Raw genomic sequence first — 18972 nt, forward strand, 5'->3', positions numbered from 1 at the left:
CTGGGCCCGCTGTCGGTGGCTCCGGGCAGGATGGGACGGACCATGACGGACGTGCTCGAGCGCTTCTCCCCCGCGACCGCGGCGTGGTTCCGCGGCGCCTTCCCCGCCCCGACGCCCGCGCAGGCCGGAGCGTGGGACGCGATCTCGACCGGGCAGCACGCGCTCGTCATCGCGCCGACCGGGTCGGGCAAGACCCTGGCGTCGTTCCTGTGGTCGATCGACCGGCTCATCAGCGCGGACGACCGGCCGCCCGCGAAGCAGCGCACCCGGGTGCTCTACGTCTCGCCGCTCAAGGCCCTCGGCGTCGACGTCGAACGGAACCTGCGGAGCCCCCTGGTCGGCATCACCCAGACGGCCCGGCGGCTCGGCACCGAACCGCCCGAGGTCACGGTCGGGGTCCGCAGCGGTGACACGCCCTCGTCCGACCGACAGCGGCTCCTCCGCCAGCCGCCGGACATCCTCATCACCACGCCGGAGTCGCTGTACCTCATGCTCACCTCGCAGGCGCGCGAGACCCTGGTGAACGTCGACACCGTCATCGTGGACGAGGTGCACGCGGTCGCCTCGACGAAGCGCGGCGCCCACCTGGCGGTCTCGCTCGAGCGCCTCGACGACCTGCTCGAGAAGCCCGTCCAGCGGATCGGCCTCTCCGCGACGGTCCGCCCTCCGGAAGAGGTCGCCCGGTTCCTCGGCGGTCGCGCCCCGGTGTCGATCATCGCGCCGCCGGCGCAGAAGACCTTCGACCTCCGCGTGGTCGTGCCCGTCGACGACATGACCGAGCTCGGCGCACCCCCGGTCGGCGCCGACGCGACCGAGGCCCCGGCGAACGGGTCCATCTGGCCGCACGTCGAGGAACGCGTGGTCGACCTCATCGAGGAGCACCGTTCGACGATCGTCTTCGCGAACTCCCGACGGCTCGCCGAACGGCTGACCGCCCGGCTCAACGAGATCCACGAGGAGCGGGTGCTCGCAGCGTCCGAGGGGGCGGTCGTCGGCGCTGCCGCGGTCGGCGCCGGCGCTGCCGGAGGTGGTGCTGCCGGCGTCGTCTCCCAGTCACCGGGGCGGGCCTCGGCGCATGCGCCCGTCGCCCAGCCGAAGCGCCCGCCGGCCCAGCTCGTCGGGCCGTCCGGGCAGACCGAGGGCGGTGGCTCCGACCCGGCCGTCCCCGTGCTCGCCCGGGCGCACCACGGCTCGGTGTCGAAGGACCAGCGCGCCATCATCGAGGACGACCTGAAGTCCGGACGACTCCGGTGCGTCGTCGCGACCAGCTCACTCGAGCTCGGCATCGACATGGGCGAGGTCGACCTCGTCGTGCAGGTCGAGGCACCGCCCTCCGTCGCGAGCGGCCTGCAGCGCGTCGGACGCGCTGGGCACCAGGTCGGCGAGATCTCCCGCGGCGTCCTCTTCCCGAAACACCGGGCCGACCTCGTCAACAGCGCCGTCACCGTCGAGCGGATGGTGGCCGGCGAGATCGAGTCGATCTCCGTGCCGGCGAACCCGCTCGACGTCCTCGCGCAGCACACCGTCGCGGCGGGTGCGATCGACACCGTCGACGTCGAGCACTGGTTCGACCTCGTCCGTCGCAGCGCGCCGTTCAGCGGCCTGCCCCGGTCGGCGTTCGAGGCGACGCTCGACCTCGTCACCGGGCGCTACCCGAGCGACGAGTTCGCCGAACTCCGGCCGCGCCTGGTCTGGGACCGCGTGCACGGCACCCTGACCGGACGCCCCGGGGCCCAACGGCTCGCGGTCACGAGCGGTGGCACCATCCCCGACCGCGGCATGTTCGGCGTGTTCATGGTCGGCGAGAAGGCCTCGCGCGTCGGCGAGCTCGACGAGGAGATGGTCTACGAGTCCCGCGTGGGCGACGTCTTCGCGCTCGGCGCCACGAGCTGGCGGATCGAGGAGATCACGCACGACCGGGTGCTGGTCAGCCCCGCGTTCGGGCAGCCGGGGCGGGTGCCGTTCTGGAAGGGCGACGGCATCGGCCGACCCGCGGAGCTCGGTCGCGCGACCGGGGCGTTCGTGCGCGAGGTCGAGGGCGCCTCGGACGAGGACGCCCGCGCCCGCGTCGCCGCCGGCGGACTCGACGAGCGCGCCGTCACGAACCTGCTCACCTTCCTCCGCGAGCAGCGCGCCGCGACCGGGCACGTGCCGAACGACACGACCCTCGTGGTCGAACGCTTCCGCGACGAACTCGGCGACTGGCGCCTGATCCTGCACTCGCCGTACGGCATGCAGGTGCACGCGCCGTGGGCCCTCGCGGTCGGGGCGCGCCTGCGCGAGCGGCACGGCATCGACGGCGACGCGATGGCGGCCGACGACGGCATCGTGGTGCGGATCCCCGAGACCGACGCCGAGCCGCCCGGGGCCGACCTGTTCGTCTTCGAGCGCGACGACCTCGAAGCCGTCGTCACGGACGAGGTCGGCGGCTCCGCGCTCTTCGCCGCACGCTTCCGCGAGTGCGCGGCGCGGGCGCTCCTGCTGCCGCGCCGGAACCCGGGTCAGCGGTCCCCGCTCTGGCAACAGCGACAGCGGGCCTCCCAGCTGCTCGAGGTCGCGCAGAAGTACCCGACGTTCCCGATCGTGCTCGAGACCGTGCGCGAGGTGCTGCAGGACGTGTACGACGTCCCCGCCCTGCTCGGCATCTCGGACCGGATCGCGGAACGCCGCATCCGGCTCGTGGAGACCCAGACCGAGCAGCCGTCGCCGTTCGCCCGGTCGATCCTGTTCGGCTACGTCGCCGCGTTCATGTACGAGGGCGACTCCCCGCTCGCCGAGCGCCGGGCCGCGGCGCTGTCCCTCGACTCGACCCTGCTCGGCGAGCTGCTCGGCCGTGCCGAACTCCGCGAGCTGCTCGACCCGGCGGTCATCGCCTCCGTCGAGCGCGACCTGCAGCGCCTCTCGCCGGACCGTCGCGCCCGCGACGCCGAGGGCGTCGTCGACGTGCTGCGGCTCGTCGGCGCCCTCGAGACCGACGAGGTCGTGGCCCGGAGCTGGGCGGCCGACGCACCGGACGGCGCCGCGACGGTGCGGACGGCGCTCGACGCGCTGGAACGCGATCGTCGGGTGCTCTCCTTCTCGCAGGGCGGCACGACGCGGTGGTCGGTGATCGAGGACGCCTCCCGGCTCCGCGACGCGCTCGGCGTGCCGCTGCCGATCGGCGTCCCGACGGCGTTCGTCGAGCCGGTCGCCGACCCCCTCGGCGACCTGGTCGGCCGGTACGCCCGCTCGCACGGGCCGTTCTCGGCACAGGACGCCGCGACCCGGCTCGGGCTCGGCATCGCGGTCGTGCAGGACACGCTGCGCCGGCTGGTGGCCGACCGGCGGGTCGTCGAGGGCGAGTTCCGGCCCGACCGCCAGGGCGCGGAGTGGTGCGACGCCGAGGTGCTCCGCCGCATCCGGACGAAGTCGCTCGCGGCGCTGCGGCACGAGGTCGAGCCGGTCTCACCGGACACGCTCGCGCGGTTCCTGCCGGCGTGGCAGCACGTGCAGGCACCCGGTACACGGGGCGGGCTGCGGGGCGTCGACGGCGTCCTCCAGGTCATCGACCAGCTGTCGGGCGTCGCACTGCCGGCGAGCGCGTGGGAGACACTCGTGCTGCCGTCCCGCGTCAGCGACTACTCGACGAGCATGCTCGACGAGCTCACCGCGACGGGCGAGGTGCTCTGGTCCGGCGCGGGCACGCTCCCCGGCAACGACGGCTGGGTCCGACTGCACCTCGCCGACACCGCGGACACGACGCTGGCCGAACCGGCGGGCGACGAGACCACCGAACTGCAGCGGGACGTGCTCGGCGCGCTCGCTGGTGGCGGTGCGTACTTCTTCCGGCAGCTCGGGCAGGCGGTCGGCAGCACGGACGACCAGGCGCTGACCACGGCGCTGTGGGACCTCGTCTGGGACGGGCAGATCACGAACGACACGTTCGCCCCGCTCCGCGCGATGCTCGGCGGGAAGGCGAAGAGCAGCAGCGCCGCCCCCCGCGCCCGGGCGTACCGCGGTCGTCGGCGTCCCACGCTGCCGTCGCAGTCCGGCCCACCGTCCGTCGGCGGCCGCTGGTCCCTCCTGCCGCTGGCGCAGTCCGATGCAACCGTCCGGGCCGCCGCGACGGCCGAGCAGCTCCTCGAGCGGTACGGGGTCGTCACGCGCGGTGCCGTGCAGGTCGAGGGCGTCCGCGGCGGCTTCGCGGGCGTCTACCGTGTGCTCTCCCGCTTCGAGGAGTCCGGGCGCGCTCGTCGGGGCTACTTCGTCGAGGGGCTCGGCGCCGCGCAGTTCGCGACCGGGCCGACCGTCGACCGACTCCGGACGTACGCCCGCGACCTCGACGAGGACGAACGCGCCGACCCGGACCGGCAGCGCGTGGCCCTCACGCTCGCGGCCACCGATCCCGCGAACCCGTTCGGGGCGTCCCTGCCCTGGCCGAACGACGCCGCGGCGGACAGCGCCCCCGGGCCGGACGACGACCGCTCCGACGGCGACACGGCGGCGGCGAAGGGCACCACCGGCGGCCGCGGACACCGGCCTGGGCGCAAGGCCGGCGCACTCGTGACGATCGTCGACGGCGACCTCGCCGTGTACGTCGAGCGCGGCGGGAAGTCGGTGCTCACCTTCACCGACGACCCGGCCGCCCTCGCCGCTGCGGCGGCGTCGATCGCCGGCATCGTGCGGACCGGTCTCCGGAAGCTCGCGGTCGAGCGGGTGGACGGCGACTTCGTGCTCGAGACACCGCTCGGCAGCGCGTTGCGCGAGGCCGGCTTCACGGCGACACCGCAGGGGATCCGACTCCGTGCCTGAGGGTGACACCGTCTTCCGCGCCGCGCGACGGCTGCACACGGCACTCGCGGGCAAGGTCCTGACGCGCAGTGACTTCCGAGTGCCGGCGTTCGCCACGCTCGACCTCGTCGGACGCACCGTCGACGAGGTCGTCCCCCGGGGCAAGCACCTGCTCCACCGGATCGGCGACCTCACCGTGCACTCGCACCTCAAGATGGAGGGCAGGTGGGACGTCTACGCACCGGGTGAGCGCTGGCGGCGGCCGTCGCACCAGGCACGTGCGGTGCTCGACGCGGCGGACGTCTCGACGGTCGGCTTCACGCTCGGTGTGCTCGAGGTGGTACCCCGTGACCAGGAGTCCGAGGTGGTCGGCCACCTCGGACCCGACCTCCTCGGTCCGGACTGGGATGCCGACCTGGCGCTCGAGAACCTGCTGCGGGACCCTGAGCGGCCGGTCGGGCTGGCCCTGCTCGACCAGCGCGTGCTCGCCGGTCTCGGCAACGTCTACCGCAACGAGCTCTGCTTCCTGCGCGGGGTGCTCCCGACGCGTCCGGTCGGTCAGGTGCACGATCCCGCCCGGACGATCGCGCTCGCCAGCCGACTCATCACGATGAACCGCGACCGCAGCCACCGGGTGACGACCGGCGTCGACCGACCGGGCCGCCGCTTCTGGGTCTACGGCCGGGCGGGCAAGCCGTGCCTGCGGTGCGGGACGCCGATCCGGTCGGGTGAGCTCGGCGACTCCGAGCTCACCCTGCGCGACACCTACTGGTGCCCGCGCTGCCAGACCTGATCGTCGACCAGGACGATCCCTCGGGTCAGCGGTCGCTCGCCTCGACGACGCAGCTCTCGACCTGCTTCGCGGCGTCGGACCCGGCGCTGAACGTGCTCGGCGCCGGCGACGCCGACTTCGACTCGTCGGCGGTGGCGTCCTTCGCCGCCTTGTTGACGGCGTAGAGCGGGCCGTCGAAGTCGTCGGCCTTCGGGTCGCTCGTGGTCGCCCACACGGTGACCTCGTCGTCGTTCGGGTCGTTGCTGTCCGCAGGGACGATCGTGGCGCCGAGGTACCAACCGCCGTCACCCTTCTGGATGTTCGCGAACTCGGTCGTGTCGTGGGGGCCGACGGCCGTGCCGATCGCGTCCACGGCCGCCTTCGACGCCACGTCGCACTGGGCGGACTGGGACTTCTCCTCGGAACCGGGGACCTTGCCGACCGGGTCGATGTTCTGCGCGCCGCCGGGGTCGCAGGCGGTGAGCAGGAGGGCGATGGTGGCAGCACCGATCAGCGCCGAGGCGGTCTTCGCTCGCATGTCCATGCCCAGGACGGTAGGCGTCCGGTCGTGCCGGGGCGCTCAGGTGGGCCGCTCGACGCGCTCGACGTGCTCGATGTGCTCGATGTGCTCGAAGCCGGCACGATCGGCTCCGGGTCGACTGCCCGGACCCGGTCGATGCCGCCGCGGCCGCGATCAGGCGGGACGGTCGGACGCCGGGCGTTCGGCGACGGGGCGGCGGCGGAGGCCCGGCACGAGGAGCGCCGGCGGCTCGTACTGCTGGTCGAGCCGCGAGACGTCGGTCCCCGGCGGCACGATGGCGTCGATGCGGTCGAGCACCTCGTCGGAGAGCGTGACGTCGGCCCCGGCGAGCAGGTCGTCGAGCTGCTCCATGGAGCGCGGACCGATCAGCGCGCTCGTGACGCCGGGGTGTGCGGTCGCGAAGGCCAGCGCCAGGTGCGTCATCCGGATGCCGGTCTCCTCGGACAGTGCCACGACCTGCTCGATCGCGTCGATGCGCCGTTCGTCCTGGTTGTGCCGGAACATCCCGACGCGGGCGAGGTCGCTCGCCTGACCGCGACGGAAGCGCCCGGTCAGCATGCCGCCGGCGAGTGGGCTCCAGACGAGGGCGCCCATGCCGTAGCGCTGCGCGGTCGGCAGGACCTCGCGCTCGATGCCCCGGTTCAGGATCGAGTAGGTCGGCTGCTCGGTCCGGAAGCGCTCGAGCCCGCGGCGCTCCGCGATCCACTGCGCCTCGACCTGCATGGAGGCGGGGAACTCGGACGTGCCGATCGCCCGGACCTTGCCGCTCCGCACGAGGTCGGTGAGCGCGGACAGCGTCTCCTCGAGGTCGACCGTGTCGTCGGGTCGGTGCGCCTGGTACACGTCGATGTGGTCGGTCTGCAGGCGACGGAGGGAGTCCTCGACGGCGGACGTGATCCAGCGACGGGAGTTCCCACGGCGGTTCGGGTCGTCGCCCATCGGTCCGTTGAACTTCGTGGCGAGGACGACGTCGTCGCGCCGTCCCTTGATCGCCTTGCCGACCAGCACCTCGGACCCGCCCTGCGAGTACCGGTCCGCGGTGTCGATGAGGTTGATGCCGGCGTCGAGCGCGCGGTGGACGATGCGGATCGAGTCCTGCTCGTCGCTGTTGCCGAAGGAGCCGTCGGTGCCGAGCATCATGGCGCCGAGCGCGAAGGGGCTGACCTGGATGCCGGTCCGGCCGAGGGTGCGGTAGTGCATGTGCGATGCCTCCTGTCAGTGGCGTCCCGGTCGCCGGTGCCGTATCGTGGACCGAAGTGGAACGCTCTTCCGGAACTATACGGAACGCTGTTCCGTTTACGCAAGACCCGATCGGAGGACCCATGCGCGCCGACGCCCAGCGCAACGCCGACGCATTGACCGACGCCGCCCGTACGGTGTTCGCCGAGCAGGGCGTCGACGCTCCCGCGAAGGTCATCGCGGACCGGGCCGGTGTCGGCGTCGGCACGCTCTACCGACGGTTCCCACAGCGGTCGGACCTCGTCGTGGCCGTGTTCCGACAGGCCGTCGAGGACTGCGCCGCCGCGGCCGACGAGCTGCGCGCCGAGCACGAGCCGGACGAGGCCCTCGCCCGGTGGCTCCGGCGCTTCACGGGGTTCGTGGCCACCAAGCGCGGGCTCGCGGCAGCGCTGCAGTCCGGCGACCCGGCGTTCGAGGGTCTGCACCCGTACTTCATCGGCCGGCTCGGCGGCGCCCTGACCGGGCTCCTGGACGACGCCGTCGCAGCGGGCACCGTCCGGGCCGACCTCGACGCCGAGCAGCTGCTCCGGGCCGCCGCCGACCTGTCGCACGGGGCGCCGACGGTCGAGCAGAGCCAGCACCTCGTCGGCCTGCTCGTCGACGGGCTGCGGTGGCGCGCGTCCATGCCGGCAGCTACCCCCGCCTGACGCCGCGCTCGTCAGCCGGGCAGCGGGTGCAGTCGCTCCGCGGCGACCGCTCGGACCGCCTCGGTCACCCGCTCGAGGAGTGGCGACGCGAGGTTCCACCGCTGCCACCACAGCGCGACGTCTGCGCGACGTCCGGGTGTGAGCTCGACCAGCTCCCCGCGGTCGAGTGCGTCGAGGCACTGCGCCTCGGGGAGCATGCCCCACCCGAAGCCGAGCGTGACGGCGCGCGCGAAGTCGGCCGAGGTCGGGACGAAGTGCCGCGGCCCACGTGGCGCGTGGCCGAGGACCCGGCGCAGGTAGCCCTGCTGCAGGTCGTCGGCGCGGTCGTAGTCGACGAGGGGCACCCGGTCCATGCGCTCGGCCGTCCGCTGCTCGGAGCCGAGCTCGGGCAGGTAGCGGGCCACGAACGCGGGCGAGGCCACCGCGCGGTAGCGGTCGACGCCGAGCGCCACCGAGGAGCAGCCCTGCACGGGGTCCGCCTCGGCCGTCACCGCCGCCATCACGGTGCCGGCGCGCAGGAGCTCGGCGGTGCGGTCCTGGTCTTCGCGGTGCAGGTCGAAGACCACCTCGGTGTCGACCCGGACGAGTGCGAGGGCGTCGAGGAACCAGGTGCCCAGCGAGTCCGCGTTCACGGCGAGCGGGATCGACGGCACCGTCGGCGCTCCGGTGTCCGCGCCGACCCCGAGCGCCCTGGCTGTCTCGTCCTCGAGCAGTCGGGCCTGCCGAGCGTGCCGGAGGACCACCTCGCCGTCGCCGGTCGGGGCGACCGGGGTGCTGCGCTGCAGGAGCACCCGTCCGAGCTGCTCCTCCATCGCCTTGATCCGCTGCGACACCGCGGAGGGCGTGATCGAGAGCGCCCGGGCTGCAGCATCGAGGGTGCCGTGGTCGACGGCGGCGAGGAGGGTCTCGAGGTGGTCCCGCTGCAACCGCATGCAGCACAGCTTACGCAGCGTCAGGAACGTGAGCTGGCCTGTCGCCGCACGTCGCCGTAGCGTCGGAGCCGTGACCGCTCTCCTCCCCCTGCTCGCCGGCCTCGGCACCGGCCTCGCGCTCATCGTGGCCATCGGCGTGCAGAACACCTACCTGCTCCGGCTCGCCGTGAGCGCGGGCCTCCGGGTCGTCGCGGCGGCCGTCGTCGTGTGCGCGGTGTCCGACGCGGTGCTCATCATCGCGGGCGTGCTCGGCGTGGGTGTCGTGGTCGAACGGTTCCCGGTGGCGCTCCTGGTGGTGCGGTTCGTCGGCGCGGCGTTCCTGGTGACGTACGGGGTCCTCGCCGCTCGACGCGCGATCCGGCCGTCCGGTGCGGCCATGCGGGTCGAGCGGACCGCGGACGACGACGGGGCGCCGAGCACGGCGACTGCCGGCACCGGGGCACCGAGCACGGCTGCCGACGCCGGGCGGGGGCCGGCCGGCGTGATCGCACCCCCGCACGGACGTCGCACCCCGGCACAGCGGAGTGCGACGTCGGTCGCGGGGTGCGACGCGGCGACCGCCGGAGCAGCGGGGAGCACCGCAGCCGGCACGGCGGAGGCGACCACGGCGGTGGACGCGACCACGCACCCGGATGCGGCGGCGGGGCGGACGCGCACCGCGCCTCCAGACCGGACCGTGCCGAGCACCCCGACCATGCGCGCCGCGATCGTGACCATGCTCGTCTTCACGTGGGCGAACCCGCACGTGTACCTGGACACCCTGGTGTTCCTGGGCTCCGTCGCGAACCAGCAGGGGCCGGCGGACCGCTGGTGGTGGACGGCCGGTGCCGTCGCGGCGAGCTGCCTCTGGTTCGGGGCGCTCGGGTTCGGCGGTCGTCTGCTGCGGCCGCTCTTCGCGAGGCCGACGACGTGGCGGGTGTTCGACGGCCTCGTGGCGGTCGTGATGCTCGGCTTCGGCGCCGCGCTCGCCCTCGGCGCGTAGGCGCCGCGCTGGCGCTCGCCCTCGGTGCGGAGGCGCCGCGCTCGAGGACACCGCGGAACGGACACAGCACCGCGGATCACCGCGGTGCTGTGTCCGGAACCTGGTTCCGGGGGCAGGAGTCGCCGCTACTGCAGGCCCTTGCCCACCCGGCTGTGCCGACGGCTGTAGCCGAAGTAGACCGCGAAGCCGATGGCCAGCCACACGATGAACCGCAGCCACGTCTCGACCTCGAGGTTGAGCATCAGCCAGAAGCACAGCACCGCCGAGAGGATCGGCAGCACCGGCACCCACGGCACCCGGAAGGCGCGCGGGGCGTCCGGACGCGTCTTGCGCAGCACCACGATGCCGATCGACACGAGCACGAACGCGGACAGCGTGCCGATGTTGATCATGCCCTCGAGCTTGTCGACGGCGGTGAAGCCGGCGATGAACGCGACGACGACACCCGCGACGACCTGCACGCGGACCGGGGTCTGCGTCTTCGGGTTCGTCTTCGAGAACCAGCGGGGCAGCAGGCCGTCGCGGCTCATCGAGAACACGATGCGGGACAGGCCGAGCAGCAGCACCATGACGACCGTGGTCAGCCCGATGAGCGACCCGATCGCGATGATGCCGGCAGCCCAGGGCAGGCCGACGATGTCGAACGCGGACGCCAACGAGGGCGCGTCCTCCTGCGCCAGGCGCTGGTAGGAAACCATCCCGGTGATGACGATGCTGACGCCGACGTAGAGCAGGGTCACGATGCCGAGGCCGATGAAGATGCCGCGCGGCAGGGTCTTCTGCGGGTTCTCGGTCTCCTCGGCGCTGGTCGCGACGACGTCGAACCCGATGAACGCGAAGAACACGAGCGACGCCGCGGCGAGCAGCCCGAAGACGCCGTACTGCGCGGGGGCCTGGCCGGTGACGAAGGAGACGAGCGACTGCGTGAGCACGCCGCCGTCGGCGCCCTTGGCGGGCTCGGCCGGCGGGACGAAGGGCGTGAAGTTCGCGGCCTTGACGAAGAACGCGCCGGCGACGATGACGAAGACGACGATCGCGACCTTGATCACGGTGATGACGGCCGAGACGCGGGACGACAGGCGCGTGCCGAACGCGAGCAGCACCGTGAAGACGCCGACGATGAGCACCGGACCCCACGTGAACGCGATCGGGCCGAGCTGGATCGTCGAGGGCAGGTCGATGCCGAACACCCCGAACGCGGTGCTCAGGTAGATGCCCCAGTACTTCGCGATGACGGCGCTCGCGGTGAGGGTCTCGAGGATGAGGTCCCACCCGACGATCCACGCGAGCAGCTCGCCCATCGTCGCGTAGGTGAACGTGTAGGCGGAGCCGGCGACCGGGATCGTCGAGGCGAACTCGGCGTAGCACATGATCGCCAGGCCGCAGGTGACGGCGGCGAGCAGGAACGAGATGATGACGCTCGGGCCGGCGAAGTTCGCGGCGGCGTTCGCGCCGACCGAGAAGATCCCGGCGCCGACCGCGACCGCGATGCCCATCGCGGCGATGTCGAACGTCTTGAGGGACCGTTTCAGTGAACGGCCCTGCTCCTCGGAGTCGGCGAGGGAGGCCTCGATCGACTTGATGCGGAGGGGTGATGCCATGGGGGATCCCGTCATCGTCTGGCGGTGGACCCCGTGAGGGTACTGGTGTACCACCCCGGCTCGCAAACGGTGCGGGCCCGGCATGCGCGCGTGACCCTCCGGACGGGAGGCGCGGTGCGGGTTGCGCGCTCGGGCGCGGTCCCGCCGTCGGCGCGGGTCAGACCCGCGGCGCCCGGCCCCGCCGTCGGCGCGGGTCAGACCCCGCGGCGCCAGTCGGCCAGGAAGCGCGCGCCCGCCTCGTCGTGGATGACGCCCTCCGGGGCCGTGAGCACGGGGTACGGCGTCTCCGGCACCCCGTCGGCCGGTCGGACGTCGACGTGCGCGACGTCGTACCCGTTCGCGTGCAGCCAGTCCGCCATCGCGTAGTCACTGCGCGAGTCGCCCATCGTGCGCCAGGCGAGCGGGAGCTCCCCGTCCTGGGCGAGCAGCTCGAGGGAGCGCTCGGCCCCCAGGTCCTTGCCCGACCGGTCCGACTCGACGTCGGTGGAGATGATCGTCGGGTCGATGCGCCACTGCACGGCTCCGTCCGCGTCCGGGCGCACGTCGTCGAGTCGACGGACACCGAGTCCGCGACGCTCGAGGGCGGCCATCGCCTCCGCGTCGAACTCCGGCTGCCGGGCGAGGTACGTGGCGTTCGGGACCTCGACGCGCTGCTCGACCGAGACCATCGCGCGCTTCGTCTCGTCGAAGAACACCAGGTCGGCGTACTCGGACCGGACGAGCTCCCGCATCTCGTCCGCGTAGTCCCGCGGCAGCGCGAGGTCGTCGGCGACGGTCAGCGCACCCATGCCGCCCTCGTGCTCCGGCCCGATCGAGCACCACACGGCGCCCTTCTCGCAGACGGCGTGCACCCGGCTGCCCGCGGGCAGTCCCCCGGCGAGGAGCGGTCCGACGACCTCCTGCCGGATGAAGGCGTCGCTGCGGCCGGTGTTGAAGACGACCGGGATGCCCTCGGCGGCGAGCGCCACGAGGTCCGCGACGATGGCGGGGATCGCGATGGTCCGGGAGACGGGGCTCGCGATGGGGCCGTCGACGTCGAGGAGGAGGCCGAGCCGGGGTGCAGTCACCCGACCATCCTCGCAGGAGGACGGCCCGCGCTGCGTCAGCGGTGGGGGATGCGGGCGAGGAACCGGTCGAGCAGCTGGCCGAGCACCGGCGGCTCCGGCACGTGCCCCTGGCCGGGGACCTCGGCGTACTCGGACCCGGGCACGGCCTCGACCACGGCCATCGCCGCCTGCCGCATCCAGGTCGCGCCCGTGGTGCCCGCGGCGACGAGCACCGGGACCCCGACCGCTCCCGCGACGCGCTCCGGGAGCGCGAGGCCGTTCATCACCCGGACGTCCCGGCTGAGCACGTGCGCGTCGGCGACGAGCGACCGCCACACGCGCACCCGGAGGCGGACCGCCCCCACGACGCCCATCGGCAACCCGAGCACCTGCGCCAGGAAGGCCCGCACCGCCTGTGCGCGTCGACCGGCCGCGACGTGCTCGTCGAGGACGTCGGCGAAGACCACGTCGTCGGCGTGCGGGTCCACCGTCGCGCGGTACGGCGGTTCCCAGAGCACGGCGGCGGCGAGCGGCACGCCACCTGCCAGGCCCCGCAGCACGAGGCCCGCGCCGACGCAGATGCCGAGCGCGGCCACGGGCTCGTCGAGTTCGGCGACGACGGCGGCGAGGTCCTCGACCTCGCGCTCGATCGTCCACGTTGGGCCGTCCCCGCTCGCCCCCCGACCACGTCGGTCGTAGGTGAGCACGCGGTAGCGCGTCCGGAGTTCGGTCGCGAGCCGTTCGAGGTACGGCGTGCCGTGGTGGTCCCAGGCACCGCCCACGACGACGAGCGCGGGGCCGTCGCCGCCGTCCGAGACCGCGAGCGGGGTCCCGTCGGCGGAGCGCACCGTGCGGTCGACGTGATGGTCCATGTTGTCCTCGTGGGCGTTCGTGCTGCGCCAGGCCGTGGATCGGACCGGGGTTCTGCGGTGTTCCGAGTGTCCCAGTGCTGCTCGGCCGTGTCTCCCCCCGGTTCCAGGGGCAGACCCGGCGCACGTGTGTCATGCTGTTATGAGTACACCTGTACTCAAACAAGGGGGACTCCGTGCTGCTGCTCGCCATCGTGACCTGCGAGGTGGCCTTCTGGGTCGCCGTCGTCGGGGGCCTCTCCGCCAGGTACCTGCTCAAACGACCGCGGCTGGGCGTCGGGCTGCTCGTGCTCGCTCCGGTCGTCGACGTGGTCCTGCTCGCCCTGGTGACCGTCGACCTGCTCGGCGGCGGGACCGCGTCGTGGCACCACGGACTCGCGGCGGTCTACATCGGCGTCTCGGTCGCGTACGGACACCGGATGATCGCCTGGGCGGACGTCCGGTTCGCCCACTGGTTCCGCGGTGGTCCGGCCCCGGAGCGGCTGTCCGGACGCCGGTACACCGCGCGGTGCTGGGGGGACGTGCTGCGGACCGGGGCGGCAGCGCTCGTCGCCGGCGGGATCATCGGTGCGCTCGTCCTGCTGGTCGGCGACCCGGACCGGACCGCGGAACTGCAGGGGGCCGTCGCGGTGCTCGGCGTCGTCCTGGTCGTCGAGGTGCTGTGGGCCATCAGCTACACGCTCTGGCCACGGAAGCACGTCGCCCCGACTGCCACCCACCCCTAGGCTGAGCCGGTGCCCCGCCGCGTCGACCCCGAGGAGCGCTCCGCCCTCGTCACGACGGCGTGCCTGCGGATCCTCGAGCGCGACGGTCTCGCGGCGCTGTCGGTCCGGAACGTCGCTGACGAGTCCGGCATCGCCCCCGCCTCGCTCCGGCGGCTGTTCCCGTCGCAGGAGGCACTCCGCGAACACTGTCTGACGACGATCGAGACGCGGGTCGCCGCCCGGATCACCGCGCTCCGCTCGTCGGGCCGCACCCTCGCCGAGGAGATCGTCGCCCAGCTGCTCCCGCTCGACGCGACCCGCCGGACCGAGATCGCCGCGCAGGTGCAGCTCGGGGTGCTGGCCCGGACGGACCAGGGGCTCGCCGCGACCGCACGGCGCCTGAACGCCGGCGTGGGCCGGGCCTGCGCGGCCGCCCTCACCGTGCTCGCCGAGGCGGACGCGGTGGCGAGCGACCGGTCGGCGGCCGACGAGGCCGACCGGCTGCACGCCCTGGTCGACGGCCTGGCCGTGGAGAGCACGTGGGACCCGGGGTCGCGGACGCCGGAACGCGTGCTCGCCCTGGTGGCGCTGCACCTGGACGGCCTCCGCGCGCCGCTGGGCTGAGGTCGCCGCTCCGGGTCCGGGGGCTCGGCTCAGGGCTCAGGGCTCAGGGCTCAGGGCTCAGACGAGCGCCGTGCTGCCCACCGACTCGCGCTCGAGCAGCGATCGCTTGACGTCGAGGCCCCAGGCGAACCCGCCGAGCGACCCGTCCGAGCGCAGCACCCGGTGGCAGGGGACGAAGAGGGCGGGTGCGTTCCGCGCGCAGACGCTCGCCGCGGCCCGCACGGCCTCGGGTCGGCCCATCGCCGCCGCGAACTCGGTGTAGGTCAACACCGCGCCCGCCGGGACCTGCCGGAGCTGCCGCCACCCCTCGGTGAAGAGCTCCGTGCCGAACTGTCGGACGGGCACCTGCATGGCGTGCTCGACCTCGCCCGCGTAGAAGGCGTCGACGGCCCCGGCGGCGCGGACCGTGCCCGAGCCGATCTGCTCCGGGCGGTGCCGGGCAGCGAGCCGCCCCACGATGCGCTCCGCCGAGTCGGTCCAACCCGAGGCGAGGACCCGGCCCTGCGCGTCCTCGAGCACGGTGAACGGTCCGTCGGGGGTGTCGAGCGTCTGGATGGTGGCGTCGGTCATGGTGGTCCTTCCGGTGGTCGGTCAGCTCGTGTGCGTGGCGCGGTCGACGATCGGGCGCCAGCAGTGCATCGTCAGGTAGCTCCGCCACGGGGCCACCTGCTCCGACCGTAGGGAGAGCTCGCGCACGGTGCCGGGCAGCCCGAGTTCCTGTGCACCGTTGCGGACCGCGAGGTCACTGTGCAGGAAGACGTCGGGGTGGTGCCGGACCCGCAGCGCGACGTAGTCGGCGGTCCACGGCCCGATGCCCTTGACCGCGAGGAGCCCGGACCGCAGGTCGTCGAGCGACTGCCCGGCGTCCACCACGAGCGACCCGTCGGCGAGCGCTCTAGCGACCCGCGCGATCGTGTCCACCCGCGCCGCCGGGCCGCGCAGGACCTCGTGCCCGCGGTCCGCGATGGCCTGTGCGGTCGGGAAGAGGCGGGCCGCCGCAGGCTCCGACCCGGCCGCGGCAGTCTCCGCCGCAGCCGCCGCAGCCGCCGCGGGGTCGGCCCCGGCCGTCACCGTCGAGGCGGCCGCCGCGATCGGCTCCGGCACCGGCTCACCCAGCGCCGCCACGAGCCGCGTCTGCGCCGTCCGGGCCGCCGCCACGGAGACCTGCTGCCCGATGAGGGTGCGGAACACGATCTCGTGCGGGTCCACCGCGCCGGGCAGCCGGATGCCGGGCACCCGCTCGACGGCGTCGACGAGCTCCGGCACGGTCCGGAGCACCGCGTCGACGGCGACCGGGTCCGCGTCGAGGTCGAAGAGCGACCGCACCCGCGCCACGAGTGCCGGGAGGTCGGAGAGCGAGGTGACCCGCACGCGCAGGTCGAGCCCGGTCCCCCGGCCGGCCGCGTCGGGGACGGCCACCGACGCGGAGAGGTGCGCCGCGCCTCCAGGCAGGGAGCAGAACCGCCCGTACGAGGTGACCCGCCCCGAGGCGTCCCGACCCACCTGCTCCAGCCCCGGCAGGGCGTGCAGCGCGTGCCAGTCGAGCAGGCCCTGGCCGTCGAACGGCGCCCGAGCCGGGAGGTGCAGGTGCAGGTCGCCGTCCGTGCTCGTCCGCGGCGACCGTCGGGCGCGCAGCTCGGTGGGGGTCGTCGAGAAGACCTCGCGCACCGTGTCGTTGAACTGGCGGACGCTCGCGAAGCCGGCGGCGAAGGCGACGTCGGCGACCGGCAGGTCCGACGCGGTCAGCAGGGTGCGCGCGGTCTGCGCGCGGTGCGCCCGGCTGAGTGCCTTCGGCCCGGCGCCGAGCTCGGCGGTCATGATCCGGTTGAGCTGCCGTTCGGAGTAACCGACGCGGGCCGCGAGCCCGGGGACGCCGTCGCGCTCGACCACGCCGTCGAGGACGAGGCGCATCGCTCGACCGGCGACGTCCTCGCGCACGTCCCACTCGGGGCTGCCGGGGGTCGCCTCGGGGAGGCAGCGCTTGCACGCGCGGAAGCCGGCGAGGTGGGCGGCCGCGCTCGTCCGGTAGAACGTGACGCCGGTCGCGCGCGGCGTCCGCGCGGGGCAGGACGGTCGGCAGTAGATGCCGGTCGAGTGCACGGCCGTGACGAACTGGCCGTCGAACCGGGCGTCGCGGGAGGCGACGGCGCGGTAGCGCTCGGCGTGCCGGGGGTCGGGGGCGGTGCTGGTCACGAGGGTCAGCCTGACACGTGGCACCGACAGGCACTGGCGGGAATCGGACGGGGCAGCGGGTGCGGCGGTGGGGGCTGGTCCGGTCCGCCGCGGGGCCGGGGCGACGGCCTGGAGGCGCGGCTAGCGTGGACGCCGTGACCAGCGTCGACGACATGGCCGGCCCCGACGACCTCCCCTGCCGCACCGAGGTCGTCGTCGAGATGCTGCTCGCGTCGCACCGGCACCGCTACGAGGGACGTCCAGCCGACGGTGCGCTGCCGACCGAGGGACCGGAGCTGCACGACCGGATCGAGCTGCGGGCCGGACTCGGCATCGTGGGGGACCGCTACTTCGCGGCGCGGGCGCACGTGCACGCCACGGTCACCGTGATCGGGGCCGAGGGGCTCGAGGAGGTCGGGCGGGCCCTCGGCACGACGATCGACCCCGCGGCCACCCGGCGGAACGTCGTGCTCCGCGGGGCCGACGTCGAGGCGCTCCGCGGTCAGCCGTTCTCGCTCGAGAGCCCGGGTGCCGGCGGTCCGGTGCTGTTCCGCGGCCACCGCCCGGCGAACCCGTGCGCGTGGATGGACCACGAGGTCGCACCCGGGGCCTTCCGGGCGATGCGCGGCCTCGGCGGGGTGCGGTGCGACCCGGAGTCCGACGGTGTGCTGCTGCTCGGCCCGGCGGTGCTCCGCACGACACAGCCCGTCGCACGCTGACCAGGGTCAGGCGGACGGGCTGTGCTGCGTGCGGTCGGGCGTCAGGCCGTCAGCGCGTGCTCGATCGCGTCGACGAACGCGGGCAGGTCGTCCGGGTTGCGCGAGGTGATGAAGCCACCGTCGACCTGGACCTCCTGGTCGACCCACTCGGCGCCGGCGTTCCGGACGTCGGTCTGCAGCGAGGGGAACGAGGTGATGGTCCTGCCCTGCAGGACACCGGCCTCGATGAGGGTCCACGGGCCATGGCAGATCGCCGCGACCGGCTTGCCCGCCTCGGCGAACGCCTTGACGAGGGCGACCGCGTCGGAGTCCTGGCGGATCGTGTCCGCGTTGATCGTGCCACCGGGGACGACCAGCGCATCGTAGTCACCAGCGCCGCTGACACTGCCGATGGTGGTGTCGACGGACACCGACTTGCCCGGGTCCTTGTCGCCGACGAGGGTCTCGATCGAACCGGACTCCTGCGCGGCGACGGTCACGTCCGCACCGCGTTCACGGAGCTGGTCGGTGGGGACGACGATCTCGTCCTGCTCCACGCCGTAGTTCGTCGCGATGACGAGGATCTTCTTGCCGTCGAGGGCTGCCATGGTCGCTCCTTCCGCGGCCCGGTGGTTCCGGCCGCAGGATCCACGGTCGTCGGGCGGCGCTGGGCGCGTTCGCAGTCGCCAGGCTCCGCTCAGCTTCGCGCTGCCCCGCTCAGCCGCGGATGCGGAAAGCGGATCCCTCGCGCGTGACCTCGAGCCCGGCGTACCCCGCGATGCGCGGCAGTCCCTCGGTCACGGGCGCCTCCAGCGTGCCGACGACGACGGTCGTGGCACCGGAGGCGACGGCGGCCTCGACGCCCGCGGGCGCGTCCTCGAACGCCAGGCACTGCTCCGGCGGGACCCCGAGCAGTGCGGCGCCGCGGAGGTAGCCCTCGGGGTGCGGCTTGCTGCGCGCGGCGTCCTCGGACGGCACGAGCGCCTCGGGCACCGGGACCCCGGCGGCGATCATCCGCTTGACCGCGAGCTCGCGCGGCGCACTGGTGACGAGCGCGATCGGGACGCCGGCGTCGACGAGGCGCTGCACGAAGGCGGCGGCGCCGGGCACCTCGACGATGCCCTCGGTGTAGTCGATCTCGGCGGCGATCATCGTCTCGACGATGACCTGCTGCTCCTCGGGGGTGAGGTGCGGCAGGAAGCGCTGCACGGTGTCGATCGTCTGGCGGCCGTGCGAGAAGCCGAGGATCTCGACGGGGTCGATGCCGTGCGCGGCGCCGAAGCGGCTCCAGGCGGCCTCGACCACCGTGGTCGAGTCCACGAGGGTCCCGTCCATGTCGAACAGCACCCCGGACACCACGACGTCGATCACACCT

Annotated in this window: 17 protein-coding genes; 7 read left to right on the forward strand and 10 right to left on the reverse strand. The window is 73.8% G+C overall.

Features of this window, described 5'->3' with window-relative positions; genetic code table 11:
• Positions 1-42: 42 nt before the first annotated feature.
• Both ACY3FI_RS15350 and ACY3FI_RS15355 read left to right on the forward strand, forming a co-directional pair.
• Entirely contained in the window at positions 43-4791 is a 4749-nt protein-coding gene (locus ACY3FI_RS15350) for an ATP-dependent helicase (protein WP_462548464.1), read from the forward strand.
• On the forward strand, positions 4784-5563 hold the full coding sequence (locus tag ACY3FI_RS15355; RefSeq protein WP_462548465.1) for an Fpg/Nei family DNA glycosylase: 780 nt from the start codon (positions 4784-4786) through the stop codon (positions 5561-5563). Before ACY3FI_RS15350 ends, ACY3FI_RS15355 begins: the two co-directional genes overlap by 8 nt.
• 25 nt (positions 5564-5588) lie before the next feature.
• On the opposite strand, the gene ACY3FI_RS15360 is transcribed toward ACY3FI_RS15355, so the two are convergent.
• On the reverse strand, positions 5589-6086 hold the full coding sequence (locus ACY3FI_RS15360; RefSeq protein ID WP_462548466.1) for a hypothetical protein: 498 nt from the start codon (positions 6084-6086) through the stop codon (positions 5589-5591).
• Positions 6087-6236: 150 nt separating this feature from the next.
• Positions 6237-7283, reverse strand: coding sequence for an aldo/keto reductase (locus ACY3FI_RS15365; protein WP_462548467.1), 1047 nt, complete (start codon positions 7281-7283; stop codon positions 6237-6239).
• A 122-nt stretch (positions 7284-7405) separates the two neighbouring features.
• Here ACY3FI_RS15365 and ACY3FI_RS15370 point away from each other — a divergent pair, with 122 nt between their 5' ends.
• Positions 7406-7969: a TetR/AcrR family transcriptional regulator gene (locus ACY3FI_RS15370; protein ID WP_462548468.1), complete on the forward strand. Its 564-nt coding sequence runs from the start codon at positions 7406-7408 to the stop codon at positions 7967-7969.
• Positions 7970-7980: 11 nt separating this feature from the next.
• Here ACY3FI_RS15370 and ACY3FI_RS15375 read toward each other — a convergent pair whose 3' ends face one another.
• Positions 7981-8901 carry a LysR family transcriptional regulator ArgP gene (locus ACY3FI_RS15375; RefSeq protein ID WP_462548469.1) on the reverse strand — a complete coding sequence of 307 codons (921 nt, stop codon included), beginning with the start codon at positions 8899-8901 and terminating at the stop codon, positions 7981-7983.
• A gap of 70 nt (positions 8902-8971) precedes the next feature.
• Here ACY3FI_RS15375 and ACY3FI_RS15380 point away from each other — a divergent pair, with 70 nt between their 5' ends.
• Positions 8972-9883, forward strand: a complete 912-nt coding sequence (locus ACY3FI_RS15380; protein ID WP_462548470.1) for a LysE/ArgO family amino acid transporter — start codon at positions 8972-8974, stop codon at positions 9881-9883.
• A gap of 125 nt (positions 9884-10008) precedes the next feature.
• On the opposite strand, the gene ACY3FI_RS15385 is transcribed toward ACY3FI_RS15380, so the two are convergent.
• The 3 genes from ACY3FI_RS15385 to ACY3FI_RS15395 all read right to left on the reverse strand — a co-directional run bounded on the left by ACY3FI_RS15385 (position 10009) and on the right by ACY3FI_RS15395 (position 13402).
• Positions 10009-11484 (reverse strand): APC family permease, encoded by a 1476-nt coding sequence (locus ACY3FI_RS15385; RefSeq protein ID WP_462548471.1) that lies wholly within the window; start codon positions 11482-11484, stop codon positions 10009-10011.
• A 194-nt stretch (positions 11485-11678) separates the two neighbouring features.
• Positions 11679-12551, reverse strand: coding sequence for an HAD family hydrolase (locus tag ACY3FI_RS15390; protein ID WP_462548472.1), 873 nt, complete (start codon positions 12549-12551; stop codon positions 11679-11681).
• A 35-nt stretch (positions 12552-12586) separates the two neighbouring features.
• Positions 12587-13402 carry an alpha/beta fold hydrolase gene (locus ACY3FI_RS15395; protein ID WP_462548473.1) on the reverse strand — a complete coding sequence of 272 codons (816 nt, stop codon included), beginning with the start codon at positions 13400-13402 and terminating at the stop codon, positions 12587-12589.
• Between the two features lie 173 nt (positions 13403-13575).
• Between ACY3FI_RS15395 and ACY3FI_RS15400 the strand changes: the two genes are divergently transcribed.
• A complete protein-coding gene (locus tag ACY3FI_RS15400; protein WP_462548474.1) occupies positions 13576-14124 on the forward strand; it encodes a hypothetical protein in 549 nt (182 codons plus the stop codon).
• Between the two features lie 9 nt (positions 14125-14133).
• Entirely contained in the window at positions 14134-14727 is a 594-nt protein-coding gene (locus tag ACY3FI_RS15405; protein ID WP_462548475.1) for a TetR/AcrR family transcriptional regulator, read from the forward strand.
• A 57-nt stretch (positions 14728-14784) separates the two neighbouring features.
• On the opposite strand, the gene ACY3FI_RS15410 is transcribed toward ACY3FI_RS15405, so the two are convergent.
• Together ACY3FI_RS15410 and ACY3FI_RS15415 are read right to left on the reverse strand one after the other, a co-directional pair.
• The gene (locus tag ACY3FI_RS15410; RefSeq protein ID WP_462548476.1) at positions 14785-15297 is read right to left on the reverse strand and encodes a methylated-DNA--[protein]-cysteine S-methyltransferase; all 513 of its coding nucleotides are present in this window, start codon (positions 15295-15297) and stop codon (positions 14785-14787) included.
• A 21-nt stretch (positions 15298-15318) separates the two neighbouring features.
• Positions 15319-16920: a DNA-3-methyladenine glycosylase 2 family protein gene (locus tag ACY3FI_RS15415; RefSeq protein WP_462548477.1), complete on the reverse strand. Its 1602-nt coding sequence runs from the start codon at positions 16918-16920 to the stop codon at positions 15319-15321.
• Between the two features lie 152 nt (positions 16921-17072).
• Here ACY3FI_RS15415 and ACY3FI_RS15420 point away from each other — a divergent pair, with 152 nt between their 5' ends.
• Positions 17073-17618: a molybdenum cofactor biosysynthesis protein gene (locus ACY3FI_RS15420; protein WP_462550375.1), complete on the forward strand. Its 546-nt coding sequence runs from the start codon at positions 17073-17075 to the stop codon at positions 17616-17618.
• A gap of 41 nt (positions 17619-17659) precedes the next feature.
• On the opposite strand, the gene ACY3FI_RS15425 is transcribed toward ACY3FI_RS15420, so the two are convergent.
• Both ACY3FI_RS15425 and ACY3FI_RS15430 read right to left on the reverse strand, forming a co-directional pair.
• On the reverse strand, positions 17660-18205 hold the full coding sequence (locus ACY3FI_RS15425) for a type 1 glutamine amidotransferase domain-containing protein (RefSeq protein ID WP_462548479.1): 546 nt from the start codon (positions 18203-18205) through the stop codon (positions 17660-17662).
• A 109-nt stretch (positions 18206-18314) separates the two neighbouring features.
• On the reverse strand, positions 18315-18968 hold the full coding sequence (locus ACY3FI_RS15430; RefSeq protein ID WP_462548481.1) for an HAD-IA family hydrolase: 654 nt from the start codon (positions 18966-18968) through the stop codon (positions 18315-18317).
• Positions 18969-18972 lie beyond the last annotated feature (4 nt).

This window comes from Curtobacterium sp. RM9 (assembly GCF_054956955.1).